The organism is Undibacterium sp. GrIS 1.8, from assembly GCF_040544445.1.
Classification (GTDB): domain Bacteria; phylum Pseudomonadota; class Gammaproteobacteria; order Burkholderiales; family Burkholderiaceae_D; genus Undibacterium.
On record NZ_JBEONQ010000009.1, the window covers coordinates 73,938 to 90,966 of the forward strand.

The following is a 17,029-nucleotide window of genomic DNA, read 5'->3' on the forward strand; positions in this document are numbered from 1 at the left end:
GCACTGATTTTGCTTAAGTAGTTACCGGCTTATTTAACCAACTGAGCCAGGCTACCTTTTTTGTATTGTTCAGCAATTTTTTCCAAAGGCATAGGCTTGATCTTTGCTGCCTGACCTTCGCAGCCAAATGACAAATAACGCGCTTTGCAGACCAGTTTAGCGGCTTCGCGTGCTGGCTTAAGATAGTCGCGCGGATCGAACTTGCCTGGATTCTCAAACAAATAACGACGGATTGCGCCGGTCATTGCTAAACGGATGTCGGTATCAATATTGATTTTACGCACGCCATGCTGGATACCGATCACGATTTCTTCTACTGGTACGCCGTAGGTTTCTTTCATATCGCCACCAAACTGGCGAATTTCTTCCAGCAGTTCTTGTGGCACTGAAGAGGAGCCGTGCATTACCAGATGGGTATTCGGAATACGTGCGTGGATTTCTTTGATGCGGTCAATTGCCAGAATATCACCGGTAGGCTTACGAGAAAATTTGTACGCACCGTGTGAGGTACCGATTGCAATTGCCAATGCGTCGCATTGTGTTTGCTTGACGAAATCAGCGGCCTGATCGACGTCAGTCAGCAATTGTTCACGGGTCATTTTACCGTCGGCTCCGTGGCCATCTTCTTTGTCGCCCATCATGGTTTCCAGTGAGCCGAGTACGCCCAGTTCTGCTTCTACCGTGACGCCAATTGAGTGCGAGAATTTGACGACTTCACGCGAGACTTCGACGTTATATTCGTAGCTGGCAACGCTCTTGCCGTCTTCCATCAATGAACCGTCCATCATCACCGATGTAAAGCCCGATTTAATCGCTGCCATACAAATTGCTGGCGACTGGCCATGATCTTGATGCATCACTACCGGGATGTGCGGATACGCTTCTACCGCAGCTTCGATCAGATGGCGCAGAAAAGCTTCGCCAGCATATTTACGCGCACCGGCGGAGGCTTGCATAATAACGGGCGCGCCGACTTCATCAGCTGCTTGCATGATGGCAGTGACTTGCTCCAGATTATTGACATTAAATGCTGGTAAGCCGTAGCCATTTTCAGCGGCGTGATCCAGCAATTGGCGCATAGATACGAGTGGCATAATTTACTCCAGAGTACGATTAAAAATCTTGAATTAAAAATATAGAATTAAAAACCTCGAATTAAAAACCTCAATGCCGCATTAAAAAATCATTCAAGCTGACAGAGAATTAATTCGAGAATTAATGATCTCCGACTTTGACGATTTTCAGTGCATTGGTTCCGCCAACCTGCCCCATAGGCTCGCCCCAGGTAACAACGATCATGTCACCTTTGGTGACGATGCCGTTTTGCAGCAAGATAGTTTCTGCCGATTTCAATACGGCTTCGCGGTCGCTTGAATGCGGCAAAGTATAGGTTTCTACATTACGATATAAAGCTACTTTGCGCTGAGTCGCGATACTCGGCGTCAGTGCAAATAAAGGAATATCAATATTGTGACGACTCATCCACAGCGCGGTGGAGCCGGATTCAGTCAGCGCCACAATCGCTTTTACGCGTAAGTGATATGCGGTGAATAAGGCACCGTAAGCGATAGACTGATCAATCCGGGTAAAGGTCTGATTCAAAAAATCTGCATCCAGTTTGCACTCCTGGAATTTTTCCGCCTCGACACAAATCGCTGCCATTGCCTCGACTGTTTCTACCGGATATTTACCAGATGCGGTCTCTGCGGAAGTCATCACAGCATCCGTGCCATCCAACACGGCATTAGCGACATCGGATACTTCTGCACGAGTAGGTACCGCATTAAAAATCATCGACTCCATCATCTGTGTTGCGGTGATGGCTAATTTGTTAGAAGCACGCGCCATTTTGATCATGCGTTTTTGCAGGGCAGGCACAGCTGCATTACCTACTTCTACTGCCAGATCGCCGCGCGCTACCATGATGCCATCGGATGAGTCGAGAATTTCCTGCAATAACGGGATCGCTTCTGCGCGTTCGATCTTAGCGATCATCATCGGCTTATGACCATAAGCCTCACCAGCAATATTAGATAACTGGCGCGCCATTTCCATATCAGTCGCGTTTTTAGGAAAGGACACGGCAATGTAGTCTGCCCGAAACGACATCGCGGTCTTAATATCTTCCATATCTTTGGCAGTCAAAGCAGGGGCAGTTAAACCACCGCCCTGGCGATTGATACCTTTGTTATTGGATAGCTCACCACCAATTTTAGTAATCGTGTGAATTTCATTACCAATAATTTTATCGACGATTAAAACGATCAGACCATCATTGAGCAACAACACGTCGCCTGGCTTGACGTCACGTGGCAAGGCTTTGTAATCGAGACCAACGCGCTCTTGATTACCCATGCCACAATCGGCATCCAAAATAAACTTGTCGCCGTTAGCGATCTCAATTTTGCTGTTTTCAAACTTACCGATACGGATTTTTGGACCTTGCAGATCCGCCATGATGGCGATCTCACGACCGCACTCTGTCGCGGCCTGGCGCACCAGAGTCGCGCGATCAATGTGATCTTGCGCCTTGCCATGCGAAAAATTCAGACGTACTACATTGACACCCGCTTGCAGCATGCGCTTGAGTGTCGCCAAATCACTGGAAGCTGGGCCTATCGTTGCAACAATCTTGGTTCCGCGTGCCATCTGGTCTCCTGATATTGATATCGGTTTTTAGTTTTTTACCTTGCCTTACAACTTGATCATCTTGCTTAATTTGATTACTTTGCTGCTCGTTGCAATAAAATATCGACCGCTGGCAAGGTTTTACCTTCCAAAAATTCGAGGAAAGCACCGCCGCCAGTAGAGATATAACCAATTTTGTCTGTGATCTGATATTTTGCAATCGCGGCCAAAGTGTCGCCACCGCCAGCGATGGAAAAGCCCTTAGAGTCTGCAATCGCCTGCGCCAGCACTTTGGTGCCGTTACCAAACTGATCAAACTCAAATACGCCGACCGGACCGTTCCAGACGATGGTGCCAGCTTGTTTGATTTGCGCCGCCAGTAAGGCAGAAGTGACTGGACCAATATCCAGAATCATGTCATCGTCCTCAACGTCATTGACGGACTTAACGGTAGCAATAGCCGTCGGAGAAAATTCTTTAGCGCAAACAACATCGGTAGGAATAGGCACCGATGCGCCGCGTTTTGCCATCATATCGATAATGGCTTTGGCTTCATCCACCAGATCCGCTTCTGCCAGTGATTTGCCGATCTTTAAACCAGCTGCCAGCATGAAAGTATTAGCAATGCCTCCACCGACGATCAGGTTGTCAACTTTGTCCGCCAGCGATTTGAGTATCGTGAGTTTGCTAGAGACTTTAGAACCCGCGACGATTGCCACCAGAGGACGTGCAGGATGACCTAGCGCTTTACCCAATGCGTCTAGCTCAGCGGACAACAAAGGGCCAGCACAAGCGACTTTGGCGTATTTTGCAATACCGTGTGTCGTCGCTTCTGCGCGATGGGCAGTGCCGAACGCGTCATTCACATAGACATCGCACAACGCTGCCATTTTTTGCGCCAGCGCATCGTCGTTCTTTTTTTCACCTAGATTGACGCGGCAATTTTCCAGCAAAACGATTTGTCCTGCCGCGACATCCACGCCATCCAACCAATTTTGTTTCAGCTCGACAGTCACACCCAGCAGCTCGGATAAACGCACGGCAACCGGTGCCAGACTGTCAGCAGGTTTGAACTCCCCTTCCGTTGGACGTCCTAAATGCGAAGTCACCATCACTGCTGCACCGGCTTTTAAGGCTTGTTGTATCGCCGGAACCGAGGCGCGAATACGCGTATCTTCTGTGATGTTGCCATGATCATCCTGCGGCACATTGAGATCCGCCCGAATAAATACACGTTTGCCCTGGAGTTGATTGGCGGCGATCAGGTCGCTGAGTCGATTAAATTGCATGGAGTTGGCGAATGAAAGAGGTGGGAGAAAAATCTAAGTCCCGTATTCTACCAAACACCCGTCGCCGACTACACCGTTTTTAGCTGGAATTAGTGCACTTTATTGCAAATTTGCAATTAAATAGGGCTTACGCAAAATTGTCGCTGCAACGCGGCTGGGGCATTTTTGCGTAAGTCCTATTAAAATCACAATCCCAATCGTACATAGGTGTACACCGCCATCCCAAAGAAAATCGTTAGTAACATATTTCGTTTAACCAGAAAGAAACCACCTGCGGCGATGGCAGCGATTAATTTAGGGTTATCGAGCGCAAACGATAACTGGCCGTTGCTAAGCAACACATCCGGCACAATGATCGCTGCCAAGGCGCAGGCAGGCGCATAACGTAAGGCTTCTTGTACCCGTTTTGGCAAATTAATGTGATGCCCGACCAGCCAAAACGTACTGCGGGCAATAAAAGTCGCAACAGCCAATGCAAAAATAACCAGCCAGATTTCAAGGTCGCTCATCGTTTCTCCTCGTTGGTGGCAACAGATTGCGCGGCGGTCTTGGGCTGAATTTCAGTCTGAATTTCCGTCTTAGTGTCAGTCTTAGCATCAATCTTATGCATTGTTTCCAGCCACTCTTCCACCACCATGGCAGTGATCATCCCCACAATGACGGCGATCAGCAGTCCCAGCTTGTAAGGAAAATTAACGCTTACCAAGGCAACCACACTAGCCACGACCACACCTGCCAGGGCAGCCTTATTCATCACCAGCGGTAACATAATGCACAGGATTGCCAGCGTACCGGCAAAGCCCAATCCCCAGCTCATCGGCACCTGACTACCCAGTAAAATACCGATCAGCGACCCGATTTGCCATGCCGACCAGTTTGGCATGATCAGACCCTTTAGATAGGCGAGCTTGTTTTCAAGTGTCACCACTGATTGCTCAGACGATACTTCTTCCTGAACATCAGAATGGGGAAAGCGCAGCATAAAAAATGCCACCGACACGTCACCGGAAAAATAACCCAGATAAGCGCGCACCCGCAAAGGCAAGCGAGAGAAATGTGGTGCCAGAATCGCAGAAAAAATCACAAATCGCAGATTAACAACCAAGGCCGTGGCGAAAATAACCCAGATGGGTGCATGCACAGCGATCAAAGGCAAAGACGCGAGTTGCGCAGAACCGGCAAACACCAGCAGCGTCATGCCAATAGCTTGTGGCACGGTTAAACCCGCTTTGATCATGGCAACGCCCACCACCAAACCCCATGCACCAATCCCAAACAAACTTGGCACGCCGATTTTAAGTCCCTCGCGGAAGGCGTGTTGCTTAGATTGAAAACTCATGGAGGGCTTTGAAAAATCAGAAAAGGTACTTATTTTAACGACGATAGCCAATCAATGCTGACAGCAATCGCTAAATCACTTCCGCCATCGAAGGGGAAACTTCTAAAAACCGCAAGGCACAGACGCCGCAATCCGTTAAAATCATGGGACTTTGCATAGTTTGTATATTTAAAAGACTTGCATAAAATTGTCCCGGCAAGGCGCAGCGACAAAGGCAGTACTTTAGTACCCTAAGTAACTAAAACCCGTCGCTGCAACGCAGCTGGAGCATTTTTGTGTAAGTCTTACCTCAGGAGAATTTTATGTCTGCAACCACATCCCCAACTAAAACCCCAGCCGCTGTCGTCGAATTACAAGCCAAGGATTTACCTGCGCACTGCCCAAATCCGGCGATGCCCTTATGGTCCTCCCACCCACGGGTTTATCTGGATTTATCCCATGGTGGCTCAGCGACTTGCTCTTATTGCGGCACCCAATATAAATTAGCGCCGGGCACTGTTTTAAAAGCGCATTAATATGAAAATCAGGGAGTATAGGCATTGATAGCTCAATACTCCATAGAATGATTGAACAATATGATATTTTTTCCACATACCCCTATCCAGTATCATTTATCATCATCCTCGCCGACAACCTCAAACAGAATCCATCATGCCAGCTAAAAAGCAATTGAACGGAAGTGCCGACGAGATTGAAAGCGCCTTTTATGACGCAATCAGTCGCGCTGATCTGGATGCCTTGATGGCATTGTGGGCGGAGGATGAGGAAATCGTCTGCATCCATCCCGGTGGCCCCAGATTGATCGGGCATGCGGCAATACGCACATCTTGGGAAGCGATTTTTGAGCGCGGCAGCGTGCACATCCGTCCAGCCCAATTGCATGCCTCGCACAATATGCTGACAGCGGTACACAATATTATCGAGAACGTGCAGCAACATAATGATGTTGCACCGGACGTGCATATTTTAGCCACCAACGTGTATGTCAAAACCCCGCGTGGCTGGCGGATTACTGCACACCATGCCTCGGTTGCCTCGGGAAAAGCACCTTTAGATTTATTTAAAGCAAGCGTGCTGCATTAAAGGGAACATCAAATTTTTGTATCAGTCAGGCTAAACCTAAACACATGAAGTACAACGCTCCAAAATGGCTGCCGTCCGGCCACTTACAAACCATCTACCCTGCCCTGTACATCAACAAACCCAAAGTCGATTTCCGGCGCGAGCGCTGGGACACGCCTGATGGTGATTTTATCGATGTGGACTTTGTTGACGGTCAGGCCGGACAGCCGTTTGTCGTGCTGTTCCACGGCCTCGAAGGCTCTAGCGACAGCCACTACGCACGGGCGCTGATGGCACTGGTTAAAGAACGGGGCTGGTCCGGCGCGGTGCCGCATTTTCGCGGCTGCTCTGGCGAATTAAATCAAGCGCCACGCTTTTATCACTCTGGCGATGCGCAAGAAATTGCCTGGGTAATTCAACGTCTGCAAGCAGCCTATAGCACGCAACATCCCGGTGGTAAATTCTACGCCGCCGGTGTCTCGCTAGGCGGTAACGCCTTGCTGCGCTGGCTGGGTGAATCACCGGATCAGGCGGCAATTGTCGATGCTGCTGTGTCGATCTCAGCACCGTTGGATCTGGCGCAAGGCGGCGCGTCTTTATCCAGCGGTTTTAATATGCTGTACACGCGGATGTTTTTAAAAACACTGAAGCCAAAGTGTCTGAAAAAACTGGACCAGTTTCCAGGCTTATTCAATCGCAACGCGCTGCTTGCTGCCAAAAATTTATATGAATTCGATAACGTGGTCACCGCACCTTTGCATGGCTATCTGGATACCGACGACTACTGGAATCGCGCCAGCGCCAAACATGTATTGCCCGATATCCGTGTACCGACACTAGTGATGAATGCGCTGAATGACCCGTTTTTACCTGGTCACCATTTACCGCACAAGGCCTCGTCACATGTTACGCTAGACTACCCTAAACATGGTGGCCATGTCGGCTTTGCAGTGGGCAAACCACCTGGCAGTTTGCATTGGCTGCCAGAAAAAATATTGCATTTCTTTGAACGGGGTCGTTAGAATTTTGAAGGTAGCTCATGGATGACATCGTCAAAGCCGCATTACAAAAATGGCCGAATGTACCGCATTGCTTCGGCTGGCTGGCCTTGGATGCGCGTGGCCACTGGCGCATGCGGGATGAGCGCGCGCAAGCGCAGCATTTGCCAGGCGATAAGATCGTCAACGCTGCCTTGCTCGGTTTTATCAATCGTAATTATCAGCATGATGAGCAAGGTCGCTGGTATTTTCAAAACGGTCCGCAACGGGTCTATCTGGATCTGGAAGCAACGCCGTATATCGCCAGAGTAACGCCGCAAGGTTTGGTCTTGCACACCGGCGAGCCGCTGACTCATTTACAGCACGCCTATCTGAGTCAGCAAGGGACATTATTTTTGCTAGCGGCAGATCAGCTGCTGGCGCAAGTTGATGACAGAGATATGGCAAGCTGCCTGGAATGGATCAAACTGAACGGTCAACCAGTCAGTGATGAGTCGCTGATGACATGGCTGGATAGCGCTGGGAATGATCTTGCGTCGGCACATCCAACCGCGCTTGAACTGCAAGCACCAGGACAAGTTGCCGTGCCGATCAAGCGAGGGAGTTTGTCCGGCTTGATGGCAGAATTCCATTATGTCAGTTCGCCTGAGGCTGACTGAGAGCGATTGACAACGCTACTTTGTAGCGTAATTCAAGCCGATTCAACGGCCATTGATCAATTTCTCCATAAATATACTCCCTATATGTATATTTTAATCGTCCAAATAATCATTGGACAATACGGCATATTTTAAAAATTTTCCGGGGAGTATATTCAACACATTAGTCATTTCTCAGGTTTCACCCCAAAAAAAGCCATGCTATCTGGGTGCCAGACAATAAAATTGGCTACCTAAACTTTTTTACCCAAAGCCGCCAAAATCGCCTCTGCCCGCATCGGTAAATGCCGCATTCTGACGCCAACCGCCGCAAAAATTGCATTGCCAATCGCGGGAGCCACCACCGTTGTCGGTGGCTCGCCCATGCCAGTTGCGGTCTCTGTACTGCTGACAAATTCAAACTCCATCTCCGGGACATCTGCCATCCGCAGAGGCGTGTAAGAATTTAAATTCGTGTCCCGGACTTCACCATTCACAAAAGTCGTGCCCTCGTGTAATGCCATGCTCACACCCCACAAAGCGCCACCCTCTGCCTGTGCCAGCGCGCCATCTGGATGAATGATGGTGCCAGCGTCAATCACCATGACGAGTTTCTCCACCTTGACCATACCTGTTTTACGGTCTACTTTGACGCGTGCTACACACGCAGTCCAGGTTGGCATGTCGCGCTCTTGCCCAAAGGTGCTGGCGATGCCCAATCCGGTATCCGGCGGCATTGCCGATCCCCAGCCCGCTTTTTCGGCAGCACGTTTAAGTACATTGGCCAAGCGCGCTGCACCGCCAACGGCGTTCGGTGCGCTGCCCGCGTTGATCCCTTTGGCGTCCAGCATCGATAATCTGAATGTCAGCGGATCGGCCTTGATCAGCTGCGCTGCCTCGTCCATAAAACTCTCTACCGCCCAGTTAGTCCAGCCAGGTCCCACTGATCGCAACCAGCCCGGGCGAAACGTGCTGTTCGCCAGATCATTGGAAATCGCCCGTACCCGATGCGCCCCAACGGTATACCAATGATCAGCACCAGAGATAGAAAACGGATCGTAAGGTTTGCCATCTTTTCCCTTGGCTAAAAATGCGGGAATCATCACCTGTGTAGGCCAACCAGCGCAGGCATGATGCTCCATCGCTGTCACGGCATTATTCTCGCCAAACGCCATCCGCACATGCTGAATTGATGCCGAGCGGGGCGAATCAAAACGAGCATCATCAGCGCGGGTACAAAGCATTTTGACGGGACGCCCTATCGCTTTAGCAGCCAGCGCAGCAGGTACGGCGTAGTCGCCATTTAAGCGACGACCAAAGCCGCCGCCTAACAAATAGGTATGCAATATGACCGAGGTTTCGGCCACACCGAGTGCCTTAGCTAGAGTTGGAAGTATCAGCGATTGCCACTGGTTGCCGGTATGAATATGCCAGACGCCATCTTTAAATAGAGCGACCGCGTTGACCGGTTCTAACTGAAAATGCAGCACGGTACTGGTGGTGTAATCTTGCTCCAGCGTTTGCTTGGCTTTAGAAAAAGCATCTTCAACACCGCCATCAGCAACGACCAGCGTACCAACTGCTTTATCGGCAATCAGCTTAGTGCCATGCGCGATGATGTCGTCTTCTGATACGGTGGCAGCGGCACCGGCGCTCCATTTAATATTGACTAATTCTGCCGCGCGATTAGCAGCGCTAAAAGAATCAGCAAACACCATGACCCAGCCAGGCACCGTGTCTGACGGATCGTCTAATGCGATCGATTTGATATACCCTTTGATCGCTTTAGCGGCAGAATCATCTATCGATACGACCTTGGAGCCATTGCGTGTAGGCGGCAAACGCGGTCTGGCGTAGACCATGCCCTCGATCACAGCATCAATTCCGTACACTGCACTGCCATTGGTTTTGGCGGGGATATCGATTGCTTGCAATGTCAGATCAGCATGACCAATCAAGCGCCTTTGCTCGGGTGTTTTAAGGACGATGGCTTTGAGTTGCTCTGGTGAATATTTGCGACTGAGATTGCCTTTGCGAATGATGTCGGCATACGATATCGTCTTGCTACCGGCACGCACAACACCGTCGCGTGCTTCACAGGCATCTACTGACGCGCCCATGAGTTTAGCGCCCTCTTCGATCAGCGCAATTCTACCAGCGGCACCGGCACGGCTGAGTGCCTCAAAACTTTGCCAGACCGACCAGCTACCACCGGTGACCATGGTGCCCCATTTAGGATCGCTGTCTACATAATGTAAGCGGATGGCATCCCAGCTGACTTCCAATTCTTCGGCGACGATACGCGCTAATGCGGTACCGACATGCTGACCCATTTCTGCCTTAGCGATATTCACAGTGACCAGACCATCACGATCCATTTCAAACCAGATGGTGGGATCAAACATCGGCAGAATAGATTTTGTACCCGTTGTAGCCGCCAAGTCAGTATCAGCAAATGACATGTCAGCCCGCAAAAACGCCAGGGTAAATCCAGCGCCGGCGGCGGTGATCATAAAGCTGCGACGCTGCAGAGATATTTGCTGATTGTCTGCTTGCGCTTTATTGGACAGAGCCTTGGGTAACTTATTAAGCATGGGTCTGCTCCTGTTTTGTCTCTTGCACACTCGTACTTTGCGTACCTTCGGCAGCCAGCTTGATCGCTTTACGAATCCTCACATACGCCATGCAGCGGCATAAATTGCCACTCATTACTGCGTCAATATTGGCGTCGGTCGGGTGCGGATAGTCTTTTAATAAAGTCGCCGCCTGCATAATTTGTCCTGACTGGCAATAACCGCACTGCGGTGCCTGAGTCGCTATCCATGCGATTTGCAGCGGATGCTGACCGTCTGCACCGGAGCCGGCACTTCCACCCAAGCCCGCACCCAGCCCTTCTATCGTCGTGATCTGCGCATCCGTCACGGCGCTGACTGGTGTAATACAAGAGCGAATAGCGCGGCCATCCAGATGCACCGTGCAGGCGCCACACATGCCTATACCGCAACCAAACTTGGTCCCTTTTAAACCGATTTCATCCCGGATCACCCAGAGCAAAGGCGTCGCTGGATCAACATCGACGGTGACGGATTTACCATTGACGGTCAATTTATTCATGCTGGTCTCGTTCCACGAAATAGGTTCGTTGTAAAAGATGATTAAAAATTTAGTGACTAAAGTTGATAGAAAACTCGCTAAGCAACATTTATTCAGATTTTGAAGATTTACGTAGCTTTGCTACCGTCACATCTACCGCAGGCCAAGGCGCAAGTTCGGTGCGGCTACGGCGTAAATAGCTTGCAATTTGCGCGATATCGTCATCGCTCATAGTTGCGGCAAAACCTGGCATGACCAGACTGGGCTGCGCCTCACGCTTAGCGATGCCATGCAAAATTACCTGTATCAGATTGGTCGGCTCCGCCGCGGTCAATGCACTATTCAGACCAAGCTCTGGACGGATAGTGGCTGGTTTGCCGTTGCTGTTGGAGTGACATGAGGCACAGGCGGCAAGATATAAATTAGCTCCATGGTCATTGTATTGACCACCGACTTGCGACGACTTTGACATGATTTTTGCGAGCGTAGCTTCCGATTTGATCGTATCAAGACTAAGCAATTTAGACTGTTTGGCATCGGGAGCACTGCCATTCATGTCCGCAAAATAAATCGCCATCGCGCGGATGTCACTGTCCGGCGCTTTGGCCAGACCGTCATAAATAACCCCTGCCATCGGACCTGATGCAGTGCCGTGCAAAGCAGTCATGCCGCTGCGTAAGTAGGTATAAATCTCATCCTCAGTCCAGGGTAAAGGCGCGGTATTGGCAGCAGTTAAAGCAGGTGCAAACCATGCGTCAATATTGGCACCAAGGTAGGGTGAATTTTTTATCTCCGCACCCAACTTGTTGCGTGGCGTATGGCAGGCGGCGCAATGAGCAACGCCTTCAGACAAGTAGCGGCCACGATTCCAATCAACGCTTTTACCGACTTCAGTTTCGTAACTGGCTTTTTTAAAATACAACAGCTTCCAGCCAGCTTGCAGCGGGCGCCAGCTGAGAGGGAACGGCACGGTATTGGCAATGGCCGGAGCGACAACCGGCGGGCGGGTCATCAAATACGCATACAGCGCAGTCACGTCTTCATCCGTGATCGTGGTGAAATGGGTATAGGGGAAAGCGGGGAACAAATGCGCGCCATCAGCACGCACGCCTTCATGCATAGCACGCTTAAATGCCTCTTGCGACCAGCTACCAATCCCGGTAGCCGGGTCTGGCGTGATGTTACTGGAATAAATTGTGCCGAATGGTGTTGCCAGGCCGTAACCACCCGCAAATGCTTTGCCGCCTTTGGCCGTATGGCAAGACGCACAATTGCCTAGACCTGCCAGCACTGCACCTTTTTCTACTAACTGCGGAGAAAAACTGTTGGCTGCGGGAACCGGAGTAGCTGCCAGAGAAGGCCGCCAGAATGCGCCATAAACACATAAACCAGCGACAATCATGGTCGCTACCAGAGAAAGTAAAATTCGTCTTAGCAAGGCGGACTCCATTGATGTTGTGTTGAATTTGCGCTGGACTTACATTACATCTGCACTAAAACTTGATTACCTGCGCAGAGGCAATATGCGATGTCTCTATAGCCAGAAGAGCTGATGATAAGAGTGGCGTAGCTACATGTATGTCTGCTACCGAACACAAAAGGGCTTAAGTTAGGACTTATCGGAACTTCTAAAAATCCAGTCGCGTTGCGCTAAGGTATCGTTTTTTAAAAGTGCCCGGTAATAATGGTTGCCCCCATTGCTACGGGTTTTCACTTACTACTTTCTGACACACTGGGCAATAGTCGCTCAGCTATAATTGCCGCTTATCACTCTGGACAAGGATCTAGGGGAATGCGAAGCGTAATTCTTCGCAGAGCGTTGACATAAAAGCTCACTTATTGGCTGAGTTAATAGCTAATACAGTAGCAGAGTCAATCGCTAAAATAACAGTTGGCATACCGGTTTATCCTTTGCCAACAATAAAATAGTTTTACTCTTAAAGGGACAGCAAATGGAGACAGCAGCACCACGCCAATCGCAGCTCGGGATGGTTTTCCGCGTCACTAGCGGCAACTTTCTGGAGATGTTTGATTTCTTCCTGTTCGGCTTTTACGCCACCTATATTTCCAAGACTTTCTTCCCGGCGGCAGATGACTTCAGCTCGCTGATGTTTACCTTTATGACATTTGGCGCAGGATTTTTAATGCGTCCGCTAGGCGCGATCATTCTGGGCGCCTATGTCGATAGAATTGGTCGTCGCAAAGGTCTTATCACTACTCTCGCCATCATGGCGTCGGGTACGGTATTAATTGCCTTTGTACCGGGCTACGCCACCATCGGCATACTCGCACCGATCCTGGTCTTGATCGGTCGCTTGCTGCAAGGCTTTTCCGCTGGTGTAGAGCTGGGCGGCGTATCGGTCTATTTGTCCGAGATGGCAACGCCAGGACATAAGGGTTTTTATGTCAGTTGGCAATCCGCCAGTCAGCAAGTAGCAATTATCCTGGCAGCCGCGCTGGGCTATGGTTTAAACCATTGGCTGTCACCAACGGAAGTGGCTGATTGGGGATGGCGTATTCCATTTGCGATTGGCTGCATGATCGTACCGTTTATCTTTTTGATCCGTCGTTCTTTACAAGAGACGACAGAATTTCTGGCTCGTAAACATCGTCCGACGACAGCGCAGATTTTCCAATCCATGAAGAAAAACTGGGGCATCATCGTCGCAGGTATGATGCTGGTATCAATGACGACAGTATCGTTTTATCTGATCACGGTCTACACACCGACCTTTGGTAAAACTGTCCTGAAATTAACCACCAAAGATAGCCTGGTAGTGACTTTCTGTGTCGGTATTTCCAACTTCATCTGGCTGCCTATTATGGGCGCATTATCTGATCGGGTTGGTCGTCGTCCTCTACTAGTTTTCTTCACTGCATTAACTATCCTGACTGCCTATCCAACCATATATTGGCTGGTAGCTGCACCAAGTTTTGACCGTATGTTGATCGTTGAGTTGTGGCTCTCCTTCTTATATGCCAGTTATAACGGTGCAATGGTCGTGGCCTTAACCGAAGTGATGCCAGTTGATGTGCGTACCGTTGGCTTCTCGTTTGCTTATAGTTTAGCGACCGCCATTTTTGGTGGCTTTACACCCGCCATCGCCACTTGGGCGATTGAGGTCACTGGCGACAAAGCGGCACCAGGTTTGTGGATGACATTTGCTGCCATTTGCGGTTTAGTTGCTACACTTGTGCTATACCGCCGTAAGAGTGCGGCGACTGCATAAAGCTTCAACCATCTGCCAGCAAGGCTGGCGAAATGCAATATCCTTAAAAGCCGTTCAGCACATCACTGAGCGGCTTTTTTTCGTAACAAATATTAAGTTTTCTATTTTGAGAATTAAGTCATGCGATATGATTGCAAAAATATTCATTATAAATAATTAAAATCTTATGCAAAATATCGTCGATAACATTCTTAACTTCAACGCAGGTCGTGATTCCGAGCGCTTGACAATGAAGTATCACAATATGCGCCAAGATCCTTTTGTTTTTTTGCGTGGTACCTGCCATCTATTCTATGCACGGCTTCCTAAACATAAATTATTACAGCAAGCGCCTTTAACCTGGTGTTGCGGCGACCTGCATCTAGAAAATTTTGGTAGCTACAAAGGTGATAACCGGCTCGCTTATTTTGATATTAATGACTTCGACGAAGCTGCATTAGCACCGCTCACATGGGATTTAATTCGTGCCCTTACCAGCATTTTGATTGCAGCACCTACGCTCAGCGTAGCGACGAGCGATGCCACTGCGTTATGTAAGATATTTCTCGAGTCCTATCGTATAGCGCTCGCTAATGGCAAGAGCTATTGGGTGGAACGCGATAACACTAGTGGGATGGTGTACCAGCTACTAGATAGCGTAAAACATCGGCTACGTACTGATTTTTTAAACAAACGCAGTGTCCTAGTCGGTAAAAAACGGAAACTGATTATTGATAGCGTACACGCCCTAGCGCTAACACCCAAACAGCGTAAACGGATTCTTGAATGGATGGCCGCTTTTGCAGAAAAACAAACGGACAAAAAATTCTTTAAAGTGATTGATGTCGCCAAACGCATTGCTGGTACTGGCAGCTTGGGCGTAGACCGCTATATTCTGTTGGTACAAGGTAAAGGAAGTCCTGATAATAATTATTTACTCGACCTCAAACAAGCACTGCCTTCTTCATTGGTTCCCTGTTTAGGCGCACTGAGTAAATTACAACCAGTGTGGAAAAGTGACGCAGAGCGCACCGTTACATTACAGCGCCGTATGCAAGCTGTCTCTATGGCATTCCTACAGCCAGTAAATATCGGCAAGCAGTCCTATATCCTACGTGCCTTGCTACCGACAGAAGACCGGGTCGCGCTAGCTAAAGCTAAAACATCCATGCAGGAGATTCAAGACGTCATCAAGATCATGGGCGGGCTGGTGGCATCGGCACATTTGCGTAGTTCCGGCAGACAAGGCTCTGCTATTGCAGATGAATTAATTGCCTTTGGACAACAGAAAAAATGGAGTAAGCAAATGCTGACTCTGGCGCAAGGAGCAGCTGCGCAAGTCAATCAAGATTGGCAAACTTATTGCAAAGCGTATGATGCTGGTGATTTTGAGTGCTGATAATTAAAAGCAAGTACTAGATAAGCGCAGTAGCATATACTTCATCTGCCAGATTGCGTCAGGTAGGCTGTGGCTTCAGCTCTAAATTGGTCTGGAAGAAGCTCTCGGGAAGCGCCAAATACTGCTAGTTTTACTCAAATGAAACACTCACGCAAATGGTTATATCGGCATCTCTCTATATCGCGCGCCTGAACGTCAAAACGGGCGATATAGCATGTCGCATACTGAGTCCCTCCATATTCACCAATTCCCAGCCTTGCTGCCCCATGGAATTTAATTTATCCTCAACCACTTTCAAGTCAAATTGCCCCGTCCAAAAGCTACGTTTCGCATGTATTGAAACAATTTTGTATTCCCACGTAGTCATAATTCCCCTTGATAATTTCTTACTGTTTTAATTGACTAAGGTAAAAAATATTACTTCTCCATGTAAACGAAAGATAGTCACTTCTTTCTACGCCCAACCAAGTGAACCTATGCCTGGTCAGCAAATACGACAAGTTTCAAAAGCTGCTTGCCTACTGCCTCTGGCGGAAGCGACGGATTAAACGACAAAGCGAGCTCGATACCATTTCCTGCCGGGTGTGCAATTGCAGCTCTGACGATACTGTTTGATGAGTTCAGGCTCATGCAGGTCATCAGACGATACGAACTCTCGAAGAGCTTCACTGAACTTAAATTCGATGCCGAGGATACTGGCTACTCGGTTTTTATTGTCGCTCGATATATTGAACGAATCTTGGAAATTCACTCTTTGCGTCTAGCTCAAGCTACCACTCAATAATAAGCACTCATCATTGAGCTGGCGAATTTGATTTTAAATTTATTCTTCGTGACGCGTGATTGCCGCTTTTTCTTCCACACTTTTATCCAGCCATTTTTGATGCAACATTCTTTCTAATGGGCGGCCGATCAAAAATAGCATCAACACAATAATCATCGCTACACCAGCAATTTGCCATGATCCCATGCCGCATACAATTCCCAGTGCGGCAGTCACCCAAATAGATGCAGCAGTCGTCAGTCCGCGAACTCTATCATTTCCTGCTTCATGAATGATCACGCCAGCGCCCAAAAAACCGACACCAGTAATTACACCCTGAATCACGCGGCTCACCGCGGATGGATCGTATTTTCCTTGCGAGAGCGAAAAATCCATACTCGCCATGGTTAATAGCGATGCACCTAGCGCCACCAGACCTAGTGTTTTAATCCCGGTTGGCTTGCCATGTAAATTGCGATCTAGCCCGATGATGCAACCGACAAGCACAGCAGATAAGAGTCGAAATGTGATTTCACGATAATCAATCATAGAAATTTTTATTGTTAGAGTTAAGGGATGTAAAGCTTAACAGGATGCAGCGGGGTTGTGAG

General features: G+C 49.0%; 17 protein-coding genes. 6 read left to right on the plus strand and 11 right to left on the minus strand.

Annotated features, from left to right (window positions below):
- Positions 1–29: 29 nt before the first annotated feature.
- The 5 genes from fba to AAKU64_RS06180 all read right to left on the minus strand — a co-directional run bounded on the left by fba (position 30) and on the right by AAKU64_RS06180 (position 5,256).
- Positions 30–1,094, minus strand: coding sequence for a class II fructose-bisphosphate aldolase (gene fba / locus AAKU64_RS06160; RefSeq protein ID WP_322120024.1), 1,065 nt, complete (start codon positions 1,092–1,094; stop codon positions 30–32).
- Positions 1,095–1,215: 121 nt separating this feature from the next.
- Positions 1,216–2,649: a pyruvate kinase gene (pyk, locus tag AAKU64_RS06165; protein WP_354361837.1), complete on the minus strand. Its 1,434-nt coding sequence runs from the start codon at positions 2,647–2,649 to the stop codon at positions 1,216–1,218.
- Positions 2,650–2,723: 74 nt separating this feature from the next.
- Entirely contained in the window at positions 2,724–3,917 is a 1,194-nt protein-coding gene (locus AAKU64_RS06170; RefSeq protein ID WP_354361839.1) for a phosphoglycerate kinase, read from the minus strand.
- A 185-nt stretch (positions 3,918–4,102) separates the two neighbouring features.
- Complete coding sequence (locus AAKU64_RS06175; protein WP_354328756.1) at positions 4,103–4,426, minus strand: AzlD domain-containing protein; 324 nt, start codon at positions 4,424–4,426, stop codon at positions 4,103–4,105.
- Positions 4,423–5,256 carry an AzlC family ABC transporter permease gene (locus tag AAKU64_RS06180; protein ID WP_354361841.1) on the minus strand — a complete coding sequence of 278 codons (834 nt, stop codon included), beginning with the start codon at positions 5,254–5,256 and terminating at the stop codon, positions 4,423–4,425. Before AAKU64_RS06180 ends, AAKU64_RS06175 begins: the two co-directional genes overlap by 4 nt.
- 302 nt (positions 5,257–5,558) lie before the next feature.
- On the opposite strand from AAKU64_RS06180, the gene AAKU64_RS06185 reads away from it, so the two are divergent.
- The 4 genes from AAKU64_RS06185 (at position 5,559) to AAKU64_RS06200 (ending at position 7,975) form a co-directional block, all read left to right on the plus strand.
- The gene (locus tag AAKU64_RS06185; RefSeq protein ID WP_322120029.1) at positions 5,559–5,771 is read left to right on the plus strand and encodes a zinc-finger domain-containing protein; all 213 of its coding nucleotides are present in this window, start codon (positions 5,559–5,561) and stop codon (positions 5,769–5,771) included.
- A gap of 136 nt (positions 5,772–5,907) precedes the next feature.
- Positions 5,908–6,339 carry a YybH family protein gene (locus AAKU64_RS06190; protein WP_322120030.1) on the plus strand — a complete coding sequence of 144 codons (432 nt, stop codon included), beginning with the start codon at positions 5,908–5,910 and terminating at the stop codon, positions 6,337–6,339.
- Between the two features lie 44 nt (positions 6,340–6,383).
- Positions 6,384–7,340 (plus strand): YheT family hydrolase, encoded by a 957-nt coding sequence (locus AAKU64_RS06195; protein WP_354361843.1) that lies wholly within the window; start codon positions 6,384–6,386, stop codon positions 7,338–7,340.
- A gap of 17 nt (positions 7,341–7,357) precedes the next feature.
- Positions 7,358–7,975, plus strand: coding sequence for a DUF2946 family protein (locus AAKU64_RS06200; protein WP_354361845.1), 618 nt, complete (start codon positions 7,358–7,360; stop codon positions 7,973–7,975).
- Between the two features lie 233 nt (positions 7,976–8,208).
- Here AAKU64_RS06200 and AAKU64_RS06205 read toward each other — a convergent pair whose 3' ends face one another.
- The 3 genes from AAKU64_RS06205 to AAKU64_RS06215 all read right to left on the minus strand — a co-directional run bounded on the left by AAKU64_RS06205 (position 8,209) and on the right by AAKU64_RS06215 (position 12,485).
- A complete protein-coding gene (locus tag AAKU64_RS06205; protein ID WP_354361847.1) occupies positions 8,209–10,548 on the minus strand; it encodes a xanthine dehydrogenase family protein molybdopterin-binding subunit in 2,340 nt (779 codons plus the stop codon).
- Positions 10,541–11,068, minus strand: a complete 528-nt coding sequence (locus tag AAKU64_RS06210; RefSeq protein ID WP_354361849.1) for a (2Fe-2S)-binding protein — start codon at positions 11,066–11,068, stop codon at positions 10,541–10,543. The genes AAKU64_RS06205 and AAKU64_RS06210 overlap by 8 nt, the downstream gene beginning before the upstream one ends.
- An 88-nt stretch (positions 11,069–11,156) precedes the next feature.
- Positions 11,157–12,485 (minus strand): cytochrome c, encoded by a 1,329-nt coding sequence (locus AAKU64_RS06215; RefSeq protein ID WP_354361851.1) that lies wholly within the window; start codon positions 12,483–12,485, stop codon positions 11,157–11,159.
- A gap of 514 nt (positions 12,486–12,999) precedes the next feature.
- Between AAKU64_RS06215 and AAKU64_RS06220 the strand changes: the two genes are divergently transcribed.
- Both AAKU64_RS06220 and AAKU64_RS06225 read left to right on the plus strand, forming a co-directional pair.
- On the plus strand, positions 13,000–14,277 hold the full coding sequence (locus AAKU64_RS06220; RefSeq protein WP_354328763.1) for an MFS transporter: 1,278 nt from the start codon (positions 13,000–13,002) through the stop codon (positions 14,275–14,277).
- A gap of 166 nt (positions 14,278–14,443) precedes the next feature.
- Positions 14,444–15,655 carry a DUF2252 domain-containing protein gene (locus tag AAKU64_RS06225; RefSeq protein WP_354328764.1) on the plus strand — a complete coding sequence of 404 codons (1,212 nt, stop codon included), beginning with the start codon at positions 14,444–14,446 and terminating at the stop codon, positions 15,653–15,655.
- Positions 15,656–15,830: 175 nt separating this feature from the next.
- On the opposite strand, the gene AAKU64_RS06230 is transcribed toward AAKU64_RS06225, so the two are convergent.
- The 3 genes from AAKU64_RS06230 to AAKU64_RS06240 all read right to left on the minus strand — a co-directional run bounded on the left by AAKU64_RS06230 (position 15,831) and on the right by AAKU64_RS06240 (position 16,967).
- The gene (locus tag AAKU64_RS06230) at positions 15,831–16,022 is read right to left on the minus strand and encodes a DUF4177 domain-containing protein (protein WP_354328765.1); all 192 of its coding nucleotides are present in this window, start codon (positions 16,020–16,022) and stop codon (positions 15,831–15,833) included.
- Positions 16,023–16,129: 107 nt separating this feature from the next.
- Positions 16,130–16,285, minus strand: a complete 156-nt coding sequence (locus AAKU64_RS06235) for a hypothetical protein (RefSeq protein ID WP_354328766.1) — start codon at positions 16,283–16,285, stop codon at positions 16,130–16,132.
- A gap of 193 nt (positions 16,286–16,478) precedes the next feature.
- Positions 16,479–16,967, minus strand: a complete 489-nt coding sequence (locus AAKU64_RS06240; RefSeq protein WP_354328767.1) for an MgtC/SapB family protein — start codon at positions 16,965–16,967, stop codon at positions 16,479–16,481.
- Positions 16,968–17,029: the final 62 nt, after the last annotated feature.

Coding starts and splice junctions, on each gene's coding strand:
- fba (WP_322120024.1), bottom strand. CDS start 1,094: ATGCCACTCGTATCTATGCGCCAATTGCTGGATCACGCCGCTGAAAAT.
- pyk (WP_354361837.1), bottom strand. CDS start 2,649: ATGGCACGCGGAACCAAGATTGTTGCAACGATAGGCCCAGCTTCCAGT.
- AAKU64_RS06170 (WP_354361839.1), bottom strand. CDS start 3,917: ATGCAATTTAATCGACTCAGCGACCTGATCGCCGCCAATCAACTCCAG.
- AAKU64_RS06175 (WP_354328756.1), bottom strand. CDS start 4,426: ATGAGCGACCTTGAAATCTGGCTGGTTATTTTTGCATTGGCTGTTGCG.
- AAKU64_RS06180 (WP_354361841.1), bottom strand. CDS start 5,256: ATGAGTTTTCAATCTAAGCAACACGCCTTCCGCGAGGGACTTAAAATC.
- AAKU64_RS06185 (WP_322120029.1), top strand. CDS start 5,559: ATGTCTGCAACCACATCCCCAACTAAAACCCCAGCCGCTGTCGTCGAA.
- AAKU64_RS06190 (WP_322120030.1), top strand. CDS start 5,908: ATGCCAGCTAAAAAGCAATTGAACGGAAGTGCCGACGAGATTGAAAGC.
- AAKU64_RS06195 (WP_354361843.1), top strand. CDS start 6,384: ATGAAGTACAACGCTCCAAAATGGCTGCCGTCCGGCCACTTACAAACC.
- AAKU64_RS06200 (WP_354361845.1), top strand. CDS start 7,358: ATGGATGACATCGTCAAAGCCGCATTACAAAAATGGCCGAATGTACCG.
- AAKU64_RS06205 (WP_354361847.1), bottom strand. CDS start 10,548: ATGCTTAATAAGTTACCCAAGGCTCTGTCCAATAAAGCGCAAGCAGAC.
- AAKU64_RS06210 (WP_354361849.1), bottom strand. CDS start 11,068: ATGAATAAATTGACCGTCAATGGTAAATCCGTCACCGTCGATGTTGAT.
- AAKU64_RS06220 (WP_354328763.1), top strand. CDS start 13,000: ATGGAGACAGCAGCACCACGCCAATCGCAGCTCGGGATGGTTTTCCGC.
- AAKU64_RS06225 (WP_354328764.1), top strand. CDS start 14,444: ATGCAAAATATCGTCGATAACATTCTTAACTTCAACGCAGGTCGTGAT.
- AAKU64_RS06230 (WP_354328765.1), bottom strand. CDS start 16,022: ATGACTACGTGGGAATACAAAATTGTTTCAATACATGCGAAACGTAGC.
- AAKU64_RS06235 (WP_354328766.1), bottom strand. CDS start 16,285: ATGAGCCTGAACTCATCAAACAGTATCGTCAGAGCTGCAATTGCACAC.
- AAKU64_RS06240 (WP_354328767.1), bottom strand. CDS start 16,967: ATGATTGATTATCGTGAAATCACATTTCGACTCTTATCTGCTGTGCTT.